The organism is Blastocatellia bacterium (genome assembly GCA_025054955.1).
In the GTDB taxonomy this organism is placed as follows: Bacteria; Acidobacteriota; Blastocatellia; order HR10; family J050; genus JANWZE01.
Map to the genome: position 1 here is coordinate 1 of JANWZE010000005.1, position 17,858 is coordinate 17,858.

The window sequence follows — 17,858 nt, forward strand, 5'->3', positions numbered from 1 at the left end:
GCATGAACACCACCAAGAACACTCGTTCTCTCTTCATGATTAACCTCCTGAACCCCTGCGGGGAAATCCGAAATCCCAAATCCGAAATTCTAAACGCTTCGGATTAACGATTTCATGCTTGGGATTTCCCTCCAAGAGGGCTTCGGATTTCCCTCCAAGAGGGCTACGATCCACGGACCATAGTCCAAGGTCCACAGACAATGACTGAACAATGGAAATCTGATCGCCGACCGTCGTCTGCGTATCAGCAATGGCGCCAACAGGCAGCTCAATGACGCTTTCGGCCGATTTCACTGGAAGCACAAGTCGGCCCGGCCGCAGATGCTCAACAACCTTGACGACCCGGCCTTGCCGGTCCAAAAACACAACATCAATGGGGAATCGCATGCCGAACATGTGAATGCTATTGCACGGCTTGATCCACAATCCTCGCGACGCTGATAGACCAGACCGCCCCAGCAGGCCGCGCATGCGCGCGAAGAACGTATGAGCCAGCTCCAATTGCATGGCCAGCCAACAGCCTTTTGTCTGATTGTACGCTCCCAGAGTCACGCTCATCGCCCCTGCGGCCTCTGCGGGGAAATCCGTGATCCGTGATTCGTGATCCGTGATTGAACTTGCGAGCCACGAGCCACGGTCCACGGACTGGCGGATTTCCCTCGAAGAGGGCTATCGTTATCGCCCGCCCGACAAGGTTGGCTGCAAGACCTCCATGACCTGGATCACGCCGGGCCCCAGCAACACAATCAAGATCGTGGGAAAGATGAAGAAGACCAGCGGGAAGACCAGTTTAATGGTGGTTTGCGCGGCGGCTTCCTCAGCCCGTTGTCGCCGCTTCGTTCGCAGCGTATCGGAAAAGACGCGCAAGGCGCGCGCAATACTGGTGCCGAACTTGTCCGTTTGAATGAGCATCGCCGTGAACGATTTCAAATCCTTGACGCCTGAGCGAAGCCCGAGATTGCGCAATGCGTCTTCGCGCGTTTTGCCAGTGCGCATCTCCAATCCGGTCAGCTCAAACTCGCGCGCCAAATCCTTATGCACATTGCTCAATTCCGAGGCCACGCGCGCCAACGCGGCATTCAAGCTCAAGCCGGCTTCCACACAGGAGACCATCAAATCCAAGGCATCGGCCAGCCCGTTGCGAATCGCCAACTGACGACTCTTGATTTTTGCGCTCAGCAGAAACTGAGGGCCGACTAGCCCGATGATGGCCAGCAAGGGCAAAAATGGACCGGAACGAAGCACCGACATATCCATCAAGCTCATGGCCAGCGCAGCAAACAGCGGCAGGGCTAATGCCAAAAAGAAACGGACGCCGGTAAACGTGATGGCGGCATTCTCTTGGTAGTAGCCGGCCATGATCATTCTGCGCCGTAGCGTGTTTTCCGCTGGCGAGGCTTTCTGACCTAACAACCGTCCTAACGGCTGCAAGACATGGACCACCAGAATGTCAATCGGGTCGCGGAATTGAGTTTCCGGCTGGCGCAGGTCGCTCGCTTTGTCCGGACCGTACGCGCGGATGCGTGACAATCGCTCGAAGACGACCTGGCGCGTCTGCGCTGAAACGATCGAGAAGACGGCAAGAACCAGCAATGCCGCGGCGAGGAATGCTGCCAATGTAATCAAGTAAACCATAGTTCCTCCCAACCCTCTTCGAGGGAAATCCGAAACCCCAAATCCAAAATCCGAAACGTTTGCGATTTCGGATTTCGTGTTTCGGATTTCCCTCGAAGGGGCTTTGCCACTAAACTTTAATCCTGACGATCTTGCGGATGACCAACACGCCTAACGCCTCACTAATCAGGCCGGCGATCAGCATCATCTTGCCCATGGGATGCGTAAACAGCACGCTGATGTAGTCAGGATTGACAATGTAGATGTAGACCATCAGCCCAAACGGAATCAACCCGATCACCCAGCCCGTCAATCGCCCTTGCGCTGTGTAGACACGCACTTGACCCAAGATCTTGAATCGTTCACGAATGACGTCAGCGATGTTCTCTAGAATCTCGGCCAGGTTGCCGCCCGTCTCGCGCTGAATCAAGATGGCGGTCACAGCGAGTTTCAAATCCAGTATAGGAATTCGCTCGGTTAAATGCTCCAGCGAAGCTTTCAAGCTCATGCCCAGATTGGTCTCTTCCGACGTTCGACGAAATTCCTTCGCAATGGGGTCTGGCATCTCTGTCGCAACGGTTTGCAGGGCGCTGGTGAAGGCATGCCCAGCGCGCAAGGCGCGCGTGACCAGATCGAGCGCATCGGGCAACTGCTCAAGAAACAAGGCCAGCCGCTTCTTGCGCATCTGAAGCAGATACAATATCGGCACGGTCGAGGCGATGGCGCCGATGACGAACGCAACCAGTGCCGAACCGCGAATATACCAGAGGAAGATCCCTGTGAACGCCGACAATACAATACACAGAAGGATCACCTGCATCGGCCGCATGTTGACATCAGCCTGCTCGATTAACTGATAGAGCCGGTTGCCCAGACTCGATTTGAGAACGAACCGATTGAAGCTCGATAGTTGCGAGGCGATGTCTTCGCGCAGAATTTGTAATTCTTCGCTTTTTTGACCGACCTCCGAGCGCAACAGGCTCTCCAATCGTTCATCCACCTTTTCGGCCATCTCCTGCTGCTCTTTATAAAAGAACATGTAGATGCCGATGGCGAATAAGACGAAAGTAATGAACACCAGTAATGCAATCATGATGCCTCCATAACCCCTGCGGGCAAATCCGAAGCACGAAACCCGAAGTCCCAAACGTTTTGGATTTCGGATTTGGGACTGGTGGATTTTCCTCGAAGAGGGATCACAGCATATCTCCGCTGATGCCTAATTCCCGTTGAACCAGCTCGCGCAGGTAGGCGACCTTCTCTTCGGGACTCGTTTCGACTTCGATGATCTTGGGCTTCTCACCCAGCTCCAACGTCACGACGTACTTGCTGACAACGATGCGGTCGTTATCCGAAAACCCTTTGAGAATGTCGCACACTTCCTTAGCGCCCAACCCTGTGCCCGTAGCGGCTTGTGGCGAGAGTCGAGCGTTGATGGACTGAGAAAAGGCCTTCTGGTTTTTCAGGATGAACGACTCGTAGAGTTTGATTTCTGACTCGGTGCCGAAGTTCCCGTCAAACTCCCGCAGGTCCTTCTTGGCTTGGTCCAAGTCACCATGAAGTAGAAAATAAAGACTGTGGAGTTTCATTGTTCCATTGCTTTTGTTCTGCGATCCGTTCGTCATTGCCTTGTATCCTTCCTCTTTGAACTGTTGTTCTTCGTCACTGTTTTCATCTCGGCTCAAAAATCGAGCTGTTCAAATTGTAGCCATAGCGGCGCAATCGCTCGGCAAACTTGGGCCGAATCCCCGTCGGCTTATGCGTACCCATGACGCGCCCGTTGGCGTCAACGCCAGTTCGCTCGAAAACGAAGATGTCTTGCATTGTCACCGTCTCTCCTTCCATGCCGGTGATTTCGGTCACATGAGTGACCTTGCGGCTGCCATCGCTGAGGCGACCGGCCTGCACGATCAAGTGAATGGCTGAGGCAATTTGCTGACGCATGGCTTTATCCGATAGATTCAGTCCACCCATGCTGATCATCGTCTCCAGTCGGGCCAAAGCGTCGCGCGGCGAGTTGGCGTGGATCGTGGTCAAGCTGCCATCGTGACCGGTATTCATCGCCTGCAACATATCAATCGCCTCATCACTGCGGCACTCACCGACCACGATGCGATCCGGGCGCATACGCAAACAGTTGCGCACCAAATCACGGGCGCTCACTTCGCCGCGGCCTTCAATATTCGGGGGGCGGGTCTCCAGTCGAACGACGTGCTCTTGTTGCAGTTGCAACTCGGCTGAGTCTTCGATGGTGATGATTCGCTCATCTGAGGGGATGTAGGATGAGAGTACATTCAGCAGCGTCGTTTTACCGGCGCCCGTGCCCCCCGAAATCAAGATATTCAGTCGCGCTCGCACGCACCCCTCCAGGACAAATGCGATGCCTGGCGTGAGCGTGCCATAGCGGATTAGCTCGTCCATGGCAATCTTGATGGTGCCAAAGCGTCGAATCGAAAGCGCCGGCCCATCAATGGCCAGCGGCGGAATAATGGCGTTCACACGTGAGCCATCGGGCAACCGCGCGTCCACCATCGGCGAAGATTCGTCAATGCGGCGCCCAACCCGTGACACGATTCGATCAATGATTTGTAACAAGTGCTCGTCATCTTTGAAAATGACATCGGTCTTCTCCAATTTGCCGCGTCGCTCAACAAAGACCTGTTTGTGACCATTCACCAAAATATCGGAGATCGTCGGGTCGTTCAGCAGGGGCTCCAGCGGGCCTAATCCGAACAGCTCGTCGCGCACTTCGCCTACCAGCCGCTCGCGCTCGACCACGCTGAGCGGAATCCCTTCCTGTAAGATCATGTCCTCGGCGATGCGGGTGATTTCATCCTTGAGCACCGCCGGTTGAATTTTGTCCAGGCGCGTCAGGTCCAGGCGCGAAATCAAATTGCGGTGAATATGCGACTTCAAACTTTGATAATCATCGCGATTGACATGGCGACCGCCATCACCACCGGTTGCCGCGCCGCCTGCGCCTGACGAAAACACCGGTCGTTTGACGTTCCCCTGAAGTCGCTCTTTCAACGAACCGCTCATAATCCCTCACTAACCCTCTTCGAGGGAAATCCGAAATCCCAAATCCGAAACGTTTGGGATTTCGAATTTCGTGCTTCGGATTTACTCATTGGGGTTCCCCAGCACGCCGCCGAACAGATTAAAGCCCCATTTCTTGGGTTTGGCATGGGCAGCCTCACGGCTCCGCCCGGTAAACTGACCAGCGAGATCAGAAAACTGCTTCACCAGCGGCGACTTCGGCTGCGAGACGACGAGCGGATGCCCCATATTGATGGACGACAAGACCGAGCGGTGATCCTCGGCTAACACCGTTTCGATCTTCATCCCAAAGACCTCCTGCACTTTTTCAATCGGCACACCGTCGCGCTTGTCATAGCAGTTGACCACAACCTTGATCTTCTCTTCTGGAAACCCCATTTTGCGGAATACGTCCAGCACGCGCTTGGTGCAATAGACGGATGGCACGTCAACGAGCGACACCAACAGGATCGTATCGGCCAGATCGAGCACCGTGACCGTGTTGACATCCAATGTGTGCTGACAGTCAACGACAACGTACGTGAACTGACTCCGGAGCATGGTCACAATCCGTTGAACGTGAGCCGGCTGAACGTCGTCAGCCTCTTCTACGCGCAACGGAGCCGGCAAACAATAGAGGTTATCGCCGGTCCGCATGAGAAAGCTCTTGAGCAATTGCGCATCCAAGCGATCCTGGTTGCGCACAACGTCGGCGATGGTGTATTCCGGGTCTAGCCCAAAAAAGAGCGGCATCGCGCCGTACTGCAAATTGAGGTCCACCAACACGGTATTTTCCCGCGTCAGCCGCGCCATCTGCGACGCCAGGTTGACGGCCATCGTCGTCACACCGGTGCCGCCACGGCTGCTGTAAATCGCAAAGACCCGCCCGGTGAGCACCTCCGACTCACTGCGGCTACGCATGGCGTCTATTTTGGTCAGTACTTCCTCGATCTCTTCCAGCTTCAATGGCTGTGGCAGAAAATCGGTTGCGCCTGAACGGTACGATTTGACGATCACGGACGAAGGGATATTCCCGCCTGTGCAGATAACGGCTGTCGAAGGATGCTCCTCGCTGATTTGCCGGACCAAATCCAAGGCTTGATCGCTGTCTCCGTTAATGATGATCAGTGCGCTTTGCGGGTGAAACTCTTCGACTAGCTCCGCGCCACGAGCCAGTTCAGAGCTCTCAGCGACCACGTGCACCTTGCCTGTCGAAAGCAGTTGCACACGGGCTTGGGCGCGTTCCTGGGGGTCCTTCCCCATGATGACGAACGATATGGGTGATGTCAGCATGTTCCCTCCCTCAAATCCTATGTGAGCACGTCAACGGAAAAAGGCCATCCTCGCCGCGCCCGAGGCTGTCTCCTTTTTCCGTTCTCGTTGACGTGTTGGCGCATAGGTTTTTGCTTTCTTGTTTCTCATCGCTTCGGCGTGGCCGCCGGAATCTGATGACCAAACGAACCTTCCAGCCCCTGCGACGGTCGGGACTCGACGCCGGGCAACGGCGGAACCTCCGTCGGCTCCAGCGGCTTGACCAATCGTGGGGTGCACAAAAAGACCAACTCCGTCTCGTTTTTGAGATAAGACGAACTCTTAAACAACGAGCCAATGATCGGAATGTCGCCCAGCATGGGCACTTTGGAATCAATCTTGGTCAGGTCGTTGGAGAGCAAACCGGCCAGCGCGAAGCTCTGGCCATCAGCCAATTCGATCGTCGTCGCAGCCTTGCGCACGATTAGCGCGGGGATGCGAAAGCCCTCCAGTTGAAGCGCATTGACAAAATCGAGTTGACTGACTTCCGGAGCAAGCTGCAGGCGAATGCGATTGCCATCCACGATGGAAGGTGTGAAGCCCAATCGCACGCCAAATTCACGAAATTGAATGGCCACAGAGATGCCATTGGGTGTCGGCGTCACCACCGGATAAGGAAACTCGCCGCCGGCCAGGAAGCTGGCCTTCTCGCCGTTGACGGCGATGATGTTGGGCTCGGCCAGCGAACGAAACGCATTGCGCTGCTGTAAGGCGCGGATGATTGAGCCGACATTGGCAGCCGGATTGAAAATGCCCAGATTGACTGCATCCGACAATCCCAGGAATGGAAAACCGGATGGCAAAATGCCACTGGGCGAGTGAAATTGATTGGTACCCAAGTAACCGGGAAACCGCGGGTCAAAGAAACCATAGGACGCGCCCAGCTCACGCAACGCTCGCTTGTTCACCTCAGCCACACGAACCTGCAACAGAATCTGCGCCGGCTGGCCGCTGATGGCCACCTGTGTCAAATTGACCGGCTTCAGCCCGGAGGCTTCAAACAACGGCATCGCCGACTCAATGATCTTCGGCGAACTGACCACGCCCGACAATACAATGCGATCACCGACTTGCTCGACCTTGATCTGCTCGTCCGGATACAAATTGCTCAGTTGCGCAACAATGGGTCGAATATCCGATTGAACGCGAACCGTCAGCGTCACAGGCTCCTCGGTATCCGGCGCATTGTTACTCCACACCACAACACTGGTCGTGCCGATTCCCTTGCCGTTGATCACCACCTGATGGGTTGAGGCCACCACTGCCTCGGCAACCTTCGGCTCAGCAAACGAGACGCGGGACAGCGTCTGATCGAACTGAACGGTGACCGATTGATTCACATACACATTGAGATTGATCGCGCGACCACGAGACTTGGCAAAGCTGACAAAGAGCGTGGCTGCGTCAGCCTCTGCCGACTGTGGTCGTAGGCTCGCACTGCCGATCACGCTCAGCGTTACCAGCATCGAGAGAAGGCATTTGGTACTGAAGAATCCAGATGATTTCCACATACGCATCACTCCTGCGGAGAAATCCCAAGCGCGAAATCCGAAAACGTTTGGGATTTCGGATTTCCCTCGAAGAGGGCTGTTTCCCTCGAAGAGGGCTTTATCTTTCAAACGAGATCGCCTCACGTTTACTCCCTTGGATCACTTCCACCGTTGGACCTTTTGGTTTGGGTATCTCCACTTGAGCTGGCTCCACCTTCTTGACCGGCTTTGGCTGCGGGTCTTCAATCAGCTCATTAGAGACAGGCCGCGGCGGCGGAGCCATCTGCGGGAAGGCGCCGCTGCCGAACAGCTTTGGCGTGGTGATCCCAGCCGTTTGCACTTGTTCGTTATCGGTTGAGTTACGCATGACCAGTTGCAGCTTGCCGGCCGTGCTGGCCAGGGCCAGCGCTTCGGCTTGCTCCGGCGTCACCAATAAAGAAACGGTCCGAACTTCTATAGGCCCGCCGTCCCGACCGCTTTCGACCTGTTTGCCACTGGCCAAGACTTTGACGCCTTGCAAGATGATCCGCGAGGTGGATTGGTTCATGCCATTATCCATCACCGTGGCCACCACATCAACAAGACTGCCCGGCGCAATGAAACCGGAGACGCCGATCACCTCGTCAACTTTGACGGACATGGCTCGCATGCCTTCGGGGATCAACGCCTGCACGCCGGGGCCTGACCCTTCGGCCGCCAAACGTGACACCAGAATCGCTTCACCAATGGCTACTTCAGCCAGTGAGACGCGGTTGACGACTTTGCCTAAATCCGTGATCGTGCCTTCCGGCAAACTGCTTTTGAGCCGGTCTTCCAGCTTGACCATCTCCGGCGTAATGCGTTGCCCTAAGCTGATCGGGTTGACAGCCACAACCACCTTGACCATTTCGCCAGTGAACCTGTTGCTGCCACTCTTTATCACGCGATTGACCATATAGGCCGTGAACCCGCCGAAGACCAGCGCGAGCCCTAGCACGACGAGTGCCTTTTTGTTCATAATCAGTCTCTCCTTGATATACTCCTGAGGCCGGCTATCTGCTCAGCAGCGAGCCAACCGTCACCACTAATGTCCCGACGGATAACGCAACACCGTATGGAACCGTCACGGGACGATCTCCGGTGGCGGCCTGACGCCACAAAGCGATCAAACATTGAATCGCTCCTACGCCAGCCGCCACGATAAACACCACAAACACGCCAGCAGCGCCGACAATGCTGCCGACAGCGGCAATGAACTTGACGTCGCCACCCCCGATGCCGCCCTTCGCATACGGGATCAACATCGGCAACAAGATCAACCCAGCGCCCAATGCAACACCGCCTAAGCTGATCCACAGCCCGTGCCCGCCGCTTTTGACGAAATGATGGGAGAGTCCAAACAGTGCCACTGCACCAGTCAACCAGTTGGGGATGCGCCGTGTCCGAAGATCGGTGTACCCAGCAATCACGGCTGCTGCAACTAAGACCACAACGGGTATCGTCATAACTCTCATCCCTGCATGAACGATCCTATGAATGACCATGTTGTGGCTCGTGCGGGCAGCCGTCCAAGCCCGAATCCACCAGAGACCCACTGCATTTGACGACACCACACACCACTGGTCACTTCCCACCAAATTCCTCATGCACTCTTTAATTTCTAAACCGACTCAACCGCCAATAATGTTTGGCTGCCTTTTCCACTGATCAGTTAGCAATCCGCGTACCAGCCCGCTCCAGTGGTCGCGCCGCAGATGGCGAGCCAATGCATAACCAATGAAGACGATAGTAGTTAACTACCTCACGCTTGCCGAGCAAGCGCGATGGTCTGGGCCAATTCTTTTCAGGCTTGAAACCGGGTTTTCAGCGCGTTGAAGCAGCTATTTCAACTGGGAAACGGGGGATAATCTTTCGCACAGAAGAGAGGAGCGAGGATAGCGATTCATCGCGACATTGGCTCACTCGTCAACGAATCAATCACCCATGTCTCACTCGTTGAGATCAGGCGATCATAGACGCCCATGAGGTCATACCAGCGAATCTTGAGCAGCTCGGCAGCCATCTTCAACGAATCACGAACCATCCGCACGCGACTTCCTTCAACGTGATTCCAGACCACCGGCATCTCAACCGTCCGCAATCCGAGTCGTTTGGCCATGAATAGCACCTCGACATCAAAGCCGAAGCCATGTATTTGCTGCTGCCCGAAAATGGGCAAGATGGCATCACGTCGAAATGCTTTGAAACCACATTGCGTATCTTTGAAGGTCAATCCGATCACCAGCCGCATGAACCAATTGAACAAGCGACCTGCCCACTCACGCCCGCGCGACTGGCGCTGCCCAATCAATCGCCGATTCAAGGCACGCGAACCAATGACCACATCGCAAACGCCTTTCTCAATCGGGCCAATCAGCTTCGGCAGCTCGCTGATCGGCGCCGAAAGATCAGCATCGGTGAATGCCACAATAGAGCCGCGCGCATGCAAAACGCCGGTCCTCACGCTGGCTCCCTTGCCGGCATTCTTGCCATGCGACAGCAGCGTCAGCGGCACAGAACCGTCACACCGCTGTCGGGCAAATTGCCGGACCAGCTCAGCCGTCCCATCTGTTGAGCCATCGTCTACGACAATGATCTCGCTCGCCCACGTCTGCTGACTCAAATAGTTCAGAACCTGATCAAGCCCGCTGCCGAGGCGCGCTGACTCGTTATAAGCGGGGATGATCACCGATACTGAAATAGGCGCTGTCATACGCTACCGAGCAACGCCAGGCAAAGCATGAAAAAATATGGGCTGTGATCCGCAGCGAACGGATAACAGCCCGAAATCAAGGTACAGGAGGAGAGAGGCCACATGCACCGGGTTGAGCCCGCCGATGGCACTATCTCAGTTTTAGTTAGCTCTTAGCTACCCTGCAGGTTTGTGGTGATGGTGGAGAACACGGTCGTGATCTGTCCACCCAACGCCGTCAACGCACCCACAGCGACGATGCTAACCAGAACCAGGATCAATGCATACTCGGCTAGACCCTGTCCCTCATCATCCGTGATGAAGTTGTACAACTTTGTAACGATGTTCAACATAGTCCCTCCAAATTTGGTTCTTTGGTTGGAAGGTCGCGAGTGATTCACGGGATCTGCATGTGACTCGCGCTATCGAATGATCGCTGTCGCTTGCCGCATTAACCACTTCCCTACTACGAATCACCTCATGACTTTCCACCGTTGCTGTGAGCAACTGTTGTGCCGCAACGCTCGCCACGCAGCGCGCAGATAGGAAATTGGCTGATAATTAACGTCCCACCAATAACTTATTTTGCCTCTACCGGTCTACCTTTCGAGGCATTGCTTGCAACCCGCTCGTCTCAGCTATGAAATAGCTGATTCAGCGCGTGAATGCTCTATTTCATTCATGAATGAGTCTTAGAAACTCCCTGCGGGGAAATCCGAAATCCCAAGCCCTCTTCGAGGGAAATCCGAAGCACGAAATCCCAAATCCGAAACGTTTCGGATTTCGTGCTTCGGATTTCGGATTTCCCTCGAAGATGGTTTTCGAATTTCGGATTTGGGATTTCGGATTTCCCTATAGGGGTACGGCATAGCAGTTGCATCCTTCAGTTAACCTGGTGTTGACCATGAGACAACGTATTGACGCAGCGCGAACGTTTCTGCTTCAGGCACAGCAGCCAGATGGCGGCTGGCCGTATCGGATGAATGGGCAACCTTCGCCCGAACCCACCTGCTACAGCTTACTGGCCCTGATGGCGACCAACCACGAACGCATGCACAAGCCAACGCTGCTGCAACAGAGGCTTGGCAGGGGCATGGGTTGGTTGCTGGCCAGACGCAACGCGGATGGAGCCTTGACACTGCTCGGAGATAACGAACCACATTGGAGCACAGCGTTGTTTGTGGTGACGGCGCTACGTCTTCAATCAGCGCCCAGAACCCTCTTCGAGGGAAATCTGAAGCCCTCTTCGAGGGAAATCCGAAATCCCAAATCCGAAATCCAAAACGTTTCGGACTTGGGATTTCGTGCTTCGGATTTCCCCGCAGGGGCGCAGGGGCTGTTGCACCAGCAGAGCGTCCAGTGGCTGCTTTCCTGGTATGGCAACACATCGCCACCACGTGAGGTCGTGACATTGAACGGTCAACTGCGCGGCTGGCCGTGGATCAGCGATACATTCAGTTGGGTCGAACCAACCAGTTATGCCGTGTTGGCCCTGAAGCTGGCCGGTTACCGAACGCACTGGCGTGTCCGTGAGGCTGAAGAGCTGCTACTGGATCGAGCGTGTGAAGCAGGCGGGTGGAACTATGGCAATCGAATTGTCTTGGGACGAGGGCTAATGCCCTTCCCTGTGCCGACGGCCATGGCCGTGCTGGCGCTACAAGATGCTCCGTCGGCGCGCCAACGTGTCGAGCAGGCGCTAGCGTTTCTGCAACGCGAAGTCAGCCAGCATCCCTCAACGCTCTCACTGGCATTGAGCATTCATTGCTTCCATATCTTCAACTGGCCCATGCAGGAGTTTGTCAACCGGCTGGCACAGCGACAAAGCGCCGACGGAAGCTGGCGGCAATCAGTCCATCTCACAGCATTGGCCACATTGGCGCTTCAGTGCGCCACAGGAGGATTCAATGCTTTCAAACTGTAAGAACAACAAAACCGCAGAACCCTCTTCGAGGGAAATCCGAAATCCCAAATCCGAAATCCGAAACGTTTGGGATTTCGAATTTCGTGCTTCGGATTTCCCCGCAGGGGTTCGGGATTTCCATCGAGGAGGGCAAAGAGGGGCTCTGACACGCCGAGGCTTCCTCGGCACAGTGGCTGCGGCGACGGGCGGGGTGGCGCTCGGCGGGTTGGGGCTTGCGTGGCAGAACCGGCGGCGTCAACCACCAGCCCGCGTCACTATTCTGAAAGCAACTTCCTACACGGATGATTTGAGCGATCTGATCCGTCGTGGCTTGCAACACTATCCCCATGTGCTGCAGCGTGTGAAAGGTGGACGTGTTGTCCTGAAACCAAACATGGTCGAGTATTATGAAGCGCATCGCGTCAACACGAATCCACTGGTGGTCGCAGCGGCGATTGACGCCTTCCGCGCCGCCGGCGCCGGTCAGGTCATCGTGGCCGAAGGACCTGGTCACCGGCGCGACACCGAAGCGCTGCTGGAACAAACCGGGTTGGATGAAGTTCTCATACACGAGAAAGCGCCGTTCGTTGATCTCAATCACGATTCGATCCACCCTGTCCCGCTCTCGGTCAATTACACCAAATTGGGGCGGCTGTTTCTGCCCGCTACAATTCTCGGTGCCGACCTCGTGGTCTCTATGCCGAAGCTGAAAACTCATCACTGGGCTGGCTTCACGCTCTCGCTCAAGAATATGTTCGGCGTCGTTCCGGGCGTCAAATACGGTTGGCCGAAGAACCTGCTGCATTGGCGCGGCATTCACGAGAGCGTTGTTGACATCAACCTGACAGTGCAACCTGGATTCGCCATTATTGACGGCATTGAAGGGATGGAAGGCGATGGCCCGCTGTTTGGCGAGACGGTGCACGCCGGCGTCCTCATCATGGGAGACAACCTAGCTGCTGTGGACGCGACCGGCGCTCGCGTCATGGGACTCTACCCCGAACACGTGCCCTACATGCAAATGATCACGCAGCATGGCGGCACGGTTCACGAAAGTCGCATTGAACAATGTGGCGAACCGATTGCCGCTGTTCGCCAAGATTTCAGCGTGGTGGATTACTTGGCCATTCTCAAGCAACCACCGCCGCTGATGGCCTCCATCAAGGGCCTGTAGCCATCAGCGGCGGCTTCACCCGAGCGGCTGCCTATGAGCGTGAAACTTCCGATAGACTATCACCCGCCGGCTCGACCGGTCGGCATGCTGAGCATGACCGAGGCGCGCGCGGCTTTGATGCCGCATCGTCACACGGCTGTTCACGATCTGGCAGTTCAACGATTGCTAGCGATCGTCGCTGCCCTCATAGCCATCCTATCGGTCTACACGATGCGCATCGCTGATCCTGATCTGTGGGGTCATCTGCGCTACGGCCGCTTGTTTTGGGAGAAGGGCAGCGTGCGCGTTGCCGATCCATTTGCCTTCACCTCAGCCGGGCTCACTTGGCACACCCATGAATACCTGTCGCAGATACTGCTCTGGCTCAGTTATGCTCAGGCCGGAGTTGTGGGTTTGATTCTTCTTAAGTGCGTCGTTGGAGGCGTGACCGTCTACGTGCTGTATCGCACCATCAGACTGGGCAGCGATGATGCGCCGTTGTGGGCGCCGATTCTGATGTTGACAGCGAGCTTGGTGAGTCGCTTTTTTCTGTTTCGCCCGCAAATTTTCACCTTCTTATTTTTCGCGATCTTTCTGCTGATTCTGCTGCGTCATACGTTCAGTCAGAAAACGCACCTGTGGGTCTTACCTCCCCTGCTGGCGCTCTGGGCAAACCTGCATGGAGGATTCATAGCCGGCATCGGCGCCGTCGGCCTTGTGCTGGCTTTGTGCCTCCTGCAAAGTTATCACTACCACCGTTGGAATCTGCGAGCCATCTGGCGTGATACACGGCCGCTCGCCGTTCTGTTGGCAGCCTGCGTGGCAGCCAGTTTGCTGACGCCGTCAGGCTGGCGAATATGGCCTTACCTGTTGACCGAATTGACAAACCCATATAACCGCCGCTTCATTCGAGAATGGCAGCCGATTGATCTGACCGCGCCGGGTTGGTCAGGCGCCTGTTTCATGCTGCTGGCCGCGCTGCTCATAGCGGCGTGGGGCTTGGCGCAACGCCGCGTAGCAACGATTGCCGGGCTCCGCCCGTGGCACTGGCTATTAAGCTGCCTGCCGCTGAGCGTGATGGCGTTTGCCTCGGAGCGTCACATTCCGCTAGCGACGCTTTGGATCGCGCCGGTGTTAGCGTTGTTAGCCCAAGCCGCGTGGAACGCCAGACCTGCCCGGAGCGCGATGAATGTGGGATTGCTGCTAGCCACCTGTGTCATGAGTATGCCGGCAATTTTCGGCGCCATCATCACCGTCGCGGACCCTTGGCCACGCATTCGCTTGACGGTTGATTCGCTCGGCGCAGAACACCCAATGGGCGCTGTCGCTTTCATGCGCGTCAACAGGCTTCAGGGGCGCGTTTATACGCCGCCGTGGTGGGGCAGCTACCTGACGTGGGAGTTGTACCCGGACGTGCTCGTCTCCAGTGACAACCGCCATGTGACGTTGTTTCCGCTTGAACTGGTCGGCGAGCATCAGCGGTTCTACAACCTGGAGCAGGCTGACGTGGAGGCGCCGCTCAGTCGCGCGAGCGATTTTCTGTTGATGCCCGCGAGCACTCCGATCCTGCCGCGTGTGCGCGCAGATCGGCGCTGGACGGCCATCTACGATGACGGCCAAGCCATCTTGTTCGTGCGGGCTGATGAGGATCACGCCCACATCCTACGCCGCCATCGAACGGGTCAATTGCAACAGCCTCAGGAGCCACCACCGGTGTGGTTCCAATAACATCTCTCGGTTAGGAGCAAGACTATGACAACCATCTTCTGTCGCGCGCTCACTTGGATAAGTCGAGTCATCGCCGCGGCCATTTGTCTGGCCGTCGCGCACGGCAGCGCGCAAGCGCAATTCGTCTACGTCAATAACGAGACATTTCCCAACACAGTCTCAGCGTTTCGGGTCAATCCTGATGGGTCATTGGCGCCGGTTCCCGGCTCACCGTTTGCCACCAACGACGGAAAGCGAGCTAATCGGCTCGACGGTTACTCCAACGCTACAATCGCAGTCAAAGGCAATTTCCTATTTGCGCTCAACCCGACGAGCGATTCTGTCAGTGTGTTCACCATCCAATCTAACGGCGCGTTGACGCTCGTTCCGGGTTCGCCCTTCCCAACCGGCGGTCAGCATCCGGTGGCTCTTGCTGTTGCGCCCAATGGCGAGCTGTTGTTCATTGTCCACTTTCTCAACAACGTGCTCAGCGTCTTTCGCGTCTCGTCGGGTGGGCAACTGACGCGCGCGGCCGGCTCGCCGGTCAGCTTGCGGCCGATGACGTTTTCATCCGGCTTGGCTATAGATTCAACAGGCACACGATTGTTCATCGGCGGATTCAAAAAGCTCGGCGTCTATAGCGTCAGTGCCGAAGGTCAGGTGGAACGACTCGGCGACTTGATTGACACAGAGCTTAGTGTGCAGGCTATAGCGATCACGCCCAACAATCGCTTCGTGTACGCTGTTGGCCAAGACGCTGAGGGCATCGGGGCATTCCGTTTTTCTAATGATCAGCTCAGCCCGCTGGCCGGGGCTCCGTTCCTTGACGCCGGTATGGGACGCCTCCTGGGACTGGCGGTCAATCCAGCCGGCGACTTGCTCACCACCACATCGGTCGGACAAGCCGGCGTCTACCTGTTTCGCATCAATGCCAACGGCAGCTTGAGAGACGCCGAAGGCTCACCGTATTCCATCGCGGTGACTCGTCCTCAGCCGATTTGCTTCAATACGCGAGGAACACTGGCGTTCACCACCGATCCGACCATTCGCAAAATTCGTGTGCTACAGGTTGACCGACGCACATTCGTTGAAATTGCTTCATCGCCTTTCGACCTCGGTCATGCCAGCGCGCGTCCCACCGGCATCGCCGTCACCGGCACTCGTGATCCGTAATTCAACTTACGGCCCACGAGCTAGGAGCCACGGTCACCTCTGAGCCGACGAGCGCAGCCGGGCGGTCACGTCGAAAAACTTGTAGAGATGCTGATGATCTACGAAGGCGTAGCTCCGGTCTGGCAACTGAGGTAATGTCGCACCAAAGTAGGCACTGAGCACCACGCGGAATGAGTTGACCGGCGTGATCTCAGGATAAAGCGCGTTAGCCCTGTTCGTGGGAAATCCGAAATCCGGAGCACGAAATCCGAAACGCTTCGGATTTCGGATTTGGGGTTTCGGATTTTTCCCCGTGGCGTCTACGTCGGGCAGATAATACGCATTGAGAATGCCCATCTTTTCTCGCAGTTCCTCATCAGTCGCTTTGGTCCAATCGAATGTCGCTTCTTGACGCTCATATCGCAGTGGAAAGGGACCTTCGTCGGCTTGCAGGATGATGATCGGCGGTGTCTCTGAACGTGACAGAAGTTGATCCACCAGTTGCTGCAGCAGGTGATTGGTATAGGCTAGTTGTTCTGTGTAATTTTGCGTGCGCGTCCGCGCAGCCACTTCGCTTAATGAGAGAAAGCGACCATCGCGAGCAAAAACATAAGGAGGATGAGGCACTAAAAAATGAGCAAACACAAACGTGGGTTGTTTGATAGCTGGCACGTCAGCAAGGCGCGCGAATTGATAGCGCGTCCGTCGCCACTGCTCAGATCGTTCATCGAGCACACCTGTCTTGACACTGAACGGATAGAAGAGCGTCATTTGATACAAGACGCGCGAAAATTCCGGGAGCGAATAGAGGTTGATATTGACATCAGCGTGTGGATTCTCGCTTGTCGGATGCCACCAGCTTCCTACGTGAATGAACTGATAGCCCTTTGCTTTGAAAAAGCGCCACAGCTTGTAATCGCGCACTCGCTGATAGAGCGGCGTCCAATCATTGGATTGGTCGCCGTATTGCTCGCGAACATCATCTAGAAACATCATATTCAACGAGGAGGCCAGCGAGTGAGCTGTCTTGGGATAATTCGATCGAGCCTGCGCAACGACATAAAACCCGCGCTGCTCCAGCCACGATAAAAACGGACGATTGTCAAACCCGTATGCCTCGCGCAACACATCGGCGCTGGCGTAGCGATCCAGAATGATGTAGTAGACATCGGGCAGTGCAGGTTGATCAGCAGGCGTCCTGGCCGATGAGGTTGATTGTTGCTCTGCCGGCAAGCGCGAAATGGTTAATTCGGGTTCCACCTTAGCCCACGCGCTGATGCCCTTCCCTTCAGCAGCCGGACGAGCCGCGCGCGCCGTCACGCTATAACTGATGATGCTCAGCAGCGGCATCAGTACAAGAGCGCCGGCCACCAGATTAAACAGTGAGGTGAACTGCTCAGCGCGTGCTTTCGTGCGTGTGATCCACCACGCGACGCCGATAAACGGGATCACCCATATCGCCATGTAGCGAAATGTGACGTTGAGCAACGGACTGACCGACCACAACACTTGCGCCAGATCAAACGTCGGGCCATAGGCGATAATCATGATCCAGACGACCGACGCCCACAGGCCCGCCTTGTGCCGTTCGTTCATCAACCATCGGAAGCTTCGCTCCAGCAGGAACACAAACCCGCCGGCCACTAACATCGGCAGCAACAGTTGATCCAGACCGACGCGCCCTAGGTTGCTCGAATACAACGAGAGCACCGGGAAGAATGCCAGCAAAAACGGATGAACCACCGGCGACCCCTTGGACTTTTGAGCGGTCATGTGGATGCT

The 17,858-nt window shown here is 55.9% G+C and carries 16 protein-coding genes; 4 read left to right on the forward strand and 12 right to left on the reverse strand.

Features of this window, described 5'->3' with window-relative positions; genetic code table 11:
- Window positions 1–39: 39 nt before the first annotated feature.
- The 11 genes from NZ823_00155 to NZ823_00205 form a co-directional block, all read right to left on the reverse strand.
- The gene (locus NZ823_00155; protein ID MCS6803542.1) at window positions 40–558 is read right to left on the reverse strand and encodes a DUF192 domain-containing protein; all 519 of its coding nucleotides are present in this window, start codon (window positions 556–558) and stop codon (window positions 40–42) included.
- A 117-nt stretch (window positions 559–675) separates the two neighbouring features.
- Entirely contained in the window at window positions 676–1,635 is a 960-nt protein-coding gene (locus NZ823_00160) for a type II secretion system F family protein (protein ID MCS6803543.1), read from the reverse strand.
- A 109-nt stretch (window positions 1,636–1,744) separates the two neighbouring features.
- Complete coding sequence (locus tag NZ823_00165) at window positions 1,745–2,707, reverse strand: type II secretion system F family protein (GenBank protein ID MCS6803544.1); 963 nt, start codon at window positions 2,705–2,707, stop codon at window positions 1,745–1,747.
- A gap of 103 nt (window positions 2,708–2,810) precedes the next feature.
- Window positions 2,811–3,239, reverse strand: coding sequence for a hypothetical protein (locus NZ823_00170; protein MCS6803545.1), 429 nt, complete (start codon window positions 3,237–3,239; stop codon window positions 2,811–2,813).
- Window positions 3,240–3,285: 46 nt separating this feature from the next.
- Entirely contained in the window at window positions 3,286–4,656 is a 1,371-nt protein-coding gene (locus tag NZ823_00175) for a CpaF family protein (GenBank protein MCS6803546.1), read from the reverse strand.
- Window positions 4,657–4,737: 81 nt separating this feature from the next.
- Window positions 4,738–5,946 carry an AAA family ATPase gene (locus NZ823_00180; protein MCS6803547.1) on the reverse strand — a complete coding sequence of 403 codons (1,209 nt, stop codon included), beginning with the start codon at window positions 5,944–5,946 and terminating at the stop codon, window positions 4,738–4,740.
- Window positions 5,947–6,071: 125 nt separating this feature from the next.
- Window positions 6,072–7,475: a type II and III secretion system protein family protein gene (locus NZ823_00185; GenBank protein MCS6803548.1), complete on the reverse strand. Its 1,404-nt coding sequence runs from the start codon at window positions 7,473–7,475 to the stop codon at window positions 6,072–6,074.
- Window positions 7,476–7,572: 97 nt separating this feature from the next.
- Window positions 7,573–8,451 carry a Flp pilus assembly protein CpaB gene (gene cpaB, locus NZ823_00190; GenBank protein MCS6803549.1) on the reverse strand — a complete coding sequence of 293 codons (879 nt, stop codon included), beginning with the start codon at window positions 8,449–8,451 and terminating at the stop codon, window positions 7,573–7,575.
- Between the two features lie 34 nt (window positions 8,452–8,485).
- The gene (locus tag NZ823_00195; protein ID MCS6803550.1) at window positions 8,486–8,938 is read right to left on the reverse strand and encodes an A24 family peptidase; all 453 of its coding nucleotides are present in this window, start codon (window positions 8,936–8,938) and stop codon (window positions 8,486–8,488) included.
- 437 nt (window positions 8,939–9,375) lie between these two features.
- Window positions 9,376–10,185: a glycosyltransferase family 2 protein gene (locus NZ823_00200; protein ID MCS6803551.1), complete on the reverse strand. Its 810-nt coding sequence runs from the start codon at window positions 10,183–10,185 to the stop codon at window positions 9,376–9,378.
- 152 nt (window positions 10,186–10,337) lie between these two features.
- A complete protein-coding gene (locus NZ823_00205; protein ID MCS6803552.1) occupies window positions 10,338–10,517 on the reverse strand; it encodes a Flp family type IVb pilin in 180 nt (59 codons plus the stop codon).
- A 551-nt stretch (window positions 10,518–11,068) separates the two neighbouring features.
- Between NZ823_00205 and NZ823_00210 the strand changes: the two genes are divergently transcribed.
- From NZ823_00210 to NZ823_00225, 4 genes are all read left to right on the forward strand, one after another.
- Complete coding sequence (locus NZ823_00210; protein ID MCS6803553.1) at window positions 11,069–12,085, forward strand: terpene cyclase/mutase family protein; 1,017 nt, start codon at window positions 11,069–11,071, stop codon at window positions 12,083–12,085.
- A gap of 142 nt (window positions 12,086–12,227) precedes the next feature.
- Window positions 12,228–13,238 (forward strand): DUF362 domain-containing protein, encoded by a 1,011-nt coding sequence (locus NZ823_00215; protein MCS6803554.1) that lies wholly within the window; start codon window positions 12,228–12,230, stop codon window positions 13,236–13,238.
- 33 nt (window positions 13,239–13,271) lie between these two features.
- Complete coding sequence (locus tag NZ823_00220; GenBank protein MCS6803555.1) at window positions 13,272–14,945, forward strand: hypothetical protein; 1,674 nt, start codon at window positions 13,272–13,274, stop codon at window positions 14,943–14,945.
- 24 nt (window positions 14,946–14,969) lie between these two features.
- Window positions 14,970–16,097: a beta-propeller fold lactonase family protein gene (locus NZ823_00225; GenBank protein MCS6803556.1), complete on the forward strand. Its 1,128-nt coding sequence runs from the start codon at window positions 14,970–14,972 to the stop codon at window positions 16,095–16,097.
- Window positions 16,098–16,130: 33 nt separating this feature from the next.
- On the opposite strand, the gene NZ823_00230 is transcribed toward NZ823_00225, so the two are convergent.
- Window positions 16,131–17,849, reverse strand: coding sequence for an LTA synthase family protein (locus NZ823_00230; protein ID MCS6803557.1), 1,719 nt, complete (start codon window positions 17,847–17,849; stop codon window positions 16,131–16,133).
- Window positions 17,850–17,858: the final 9 nt, after the last annotated feature.

Bases quoted from the DNA above. Each gene is read 5' to 3' on its own strand.
- NZ823_00155 (MCS6803542.1), bottom strand. From the start codon at position 558: ATGAGCGTGACTCTGGGAGCGTACAATCAGACAAAAGGCTGTTGGCTG.
- NZ823_00160 (MCS6803543.1), bottom strand. From the start codon at position 1,635: ATGGTTTACTTGATTACATTGGCAGCATTCCTCGCCGCGGCATTGCTG.
- NZ823_00165 (MCS6803544.1), bottom strand. From the start codon at position 2,707: ATGATTGCATTACTGGTGTTCATTACTTTCGTCTTATTCGCCATCGGC.
- NZ823_00170 (MCS6803545.1), bottom strand. From the start codon at position 3,239: ATGACGAACGGATCGCAGAACAAAAGCAATGGAACAATGAAACTCCAC.
- NZ823_00175 (MCS6803546.1), bottom strand. From the start codon at position 4,656: ATGAGCGGTTCGTTGAAAGAGCGACTTCAGGGGAACGTCAAACGACCG.
- NZ823_00180 (MCS6803547.1), bottom strand. From the start codon at position 5,946: ATGCTGACATCACCCATATCGTTCGTCATCATGGGGAAGGACCCCCAG.
- NZ823_00185 (MCS6803548.1), bottom strand. From the start codon at position 7,475: ATGTGGAAATCATCTGGATTCTTCAGTACCAAATGCCTTCTCTCGATG.
- cpaB (MCS6803549.1), bottom strand. From the start codon at position 8,451: ATGAACAAAAAGGCACTCGTCGTGCTAGGGCTCGCGCTGGTCTTCGGC.
- NZ823_00195 (MCS6803550.1), bottom strand. From the start codon at position 8,938: ATGACGATACCCGTTGTGGTCTTAGTTGCAGCAGCCGTGATTGCTGGG.
- NZ823_00200 (MCS6803551.1), bottom strand. From the start codon at position 10,185: ATGACAGCGCCTATTTCAGTATCGGTGATCATCCCCGCTTATAACGAG.
- NZ823_00205 (MCS6803552.1), bottom strand. From the start codon at position 10,517: ATGTTGAACATCGTTACAAAGTTGTACAACTTCATCACGGATGATGAG.
- NZ823_00210 (MCS6803553.1), top strand. From the start codon at position 11,069: ATGAGACAACGTATTGACGCAGCGCGAACGTTTCTGCTTCAGGCACAG.
- NZ823_00220 (MCS6803555.1), top strand. From the start codon at position 13,272: ATGAGCGTGAAACTTCCGATAGACTATCACCCGCCGGCTCGACCGGTC.
- NZ823_00225 (MCS6803556.1), top strand. From the start codon at position 14,970: ATGACAACCATCTTCTGTCGCGCGCTCACTTGGATAAGTCGAGTCATC.
- NZ823_00230 (MCS6803557.1), bottom strand. From the start codon at position 17,849: ATGACCGCTCAAAAGTCCAAGGGGTCGCCGGTGGTTCATCCGTTTTTG.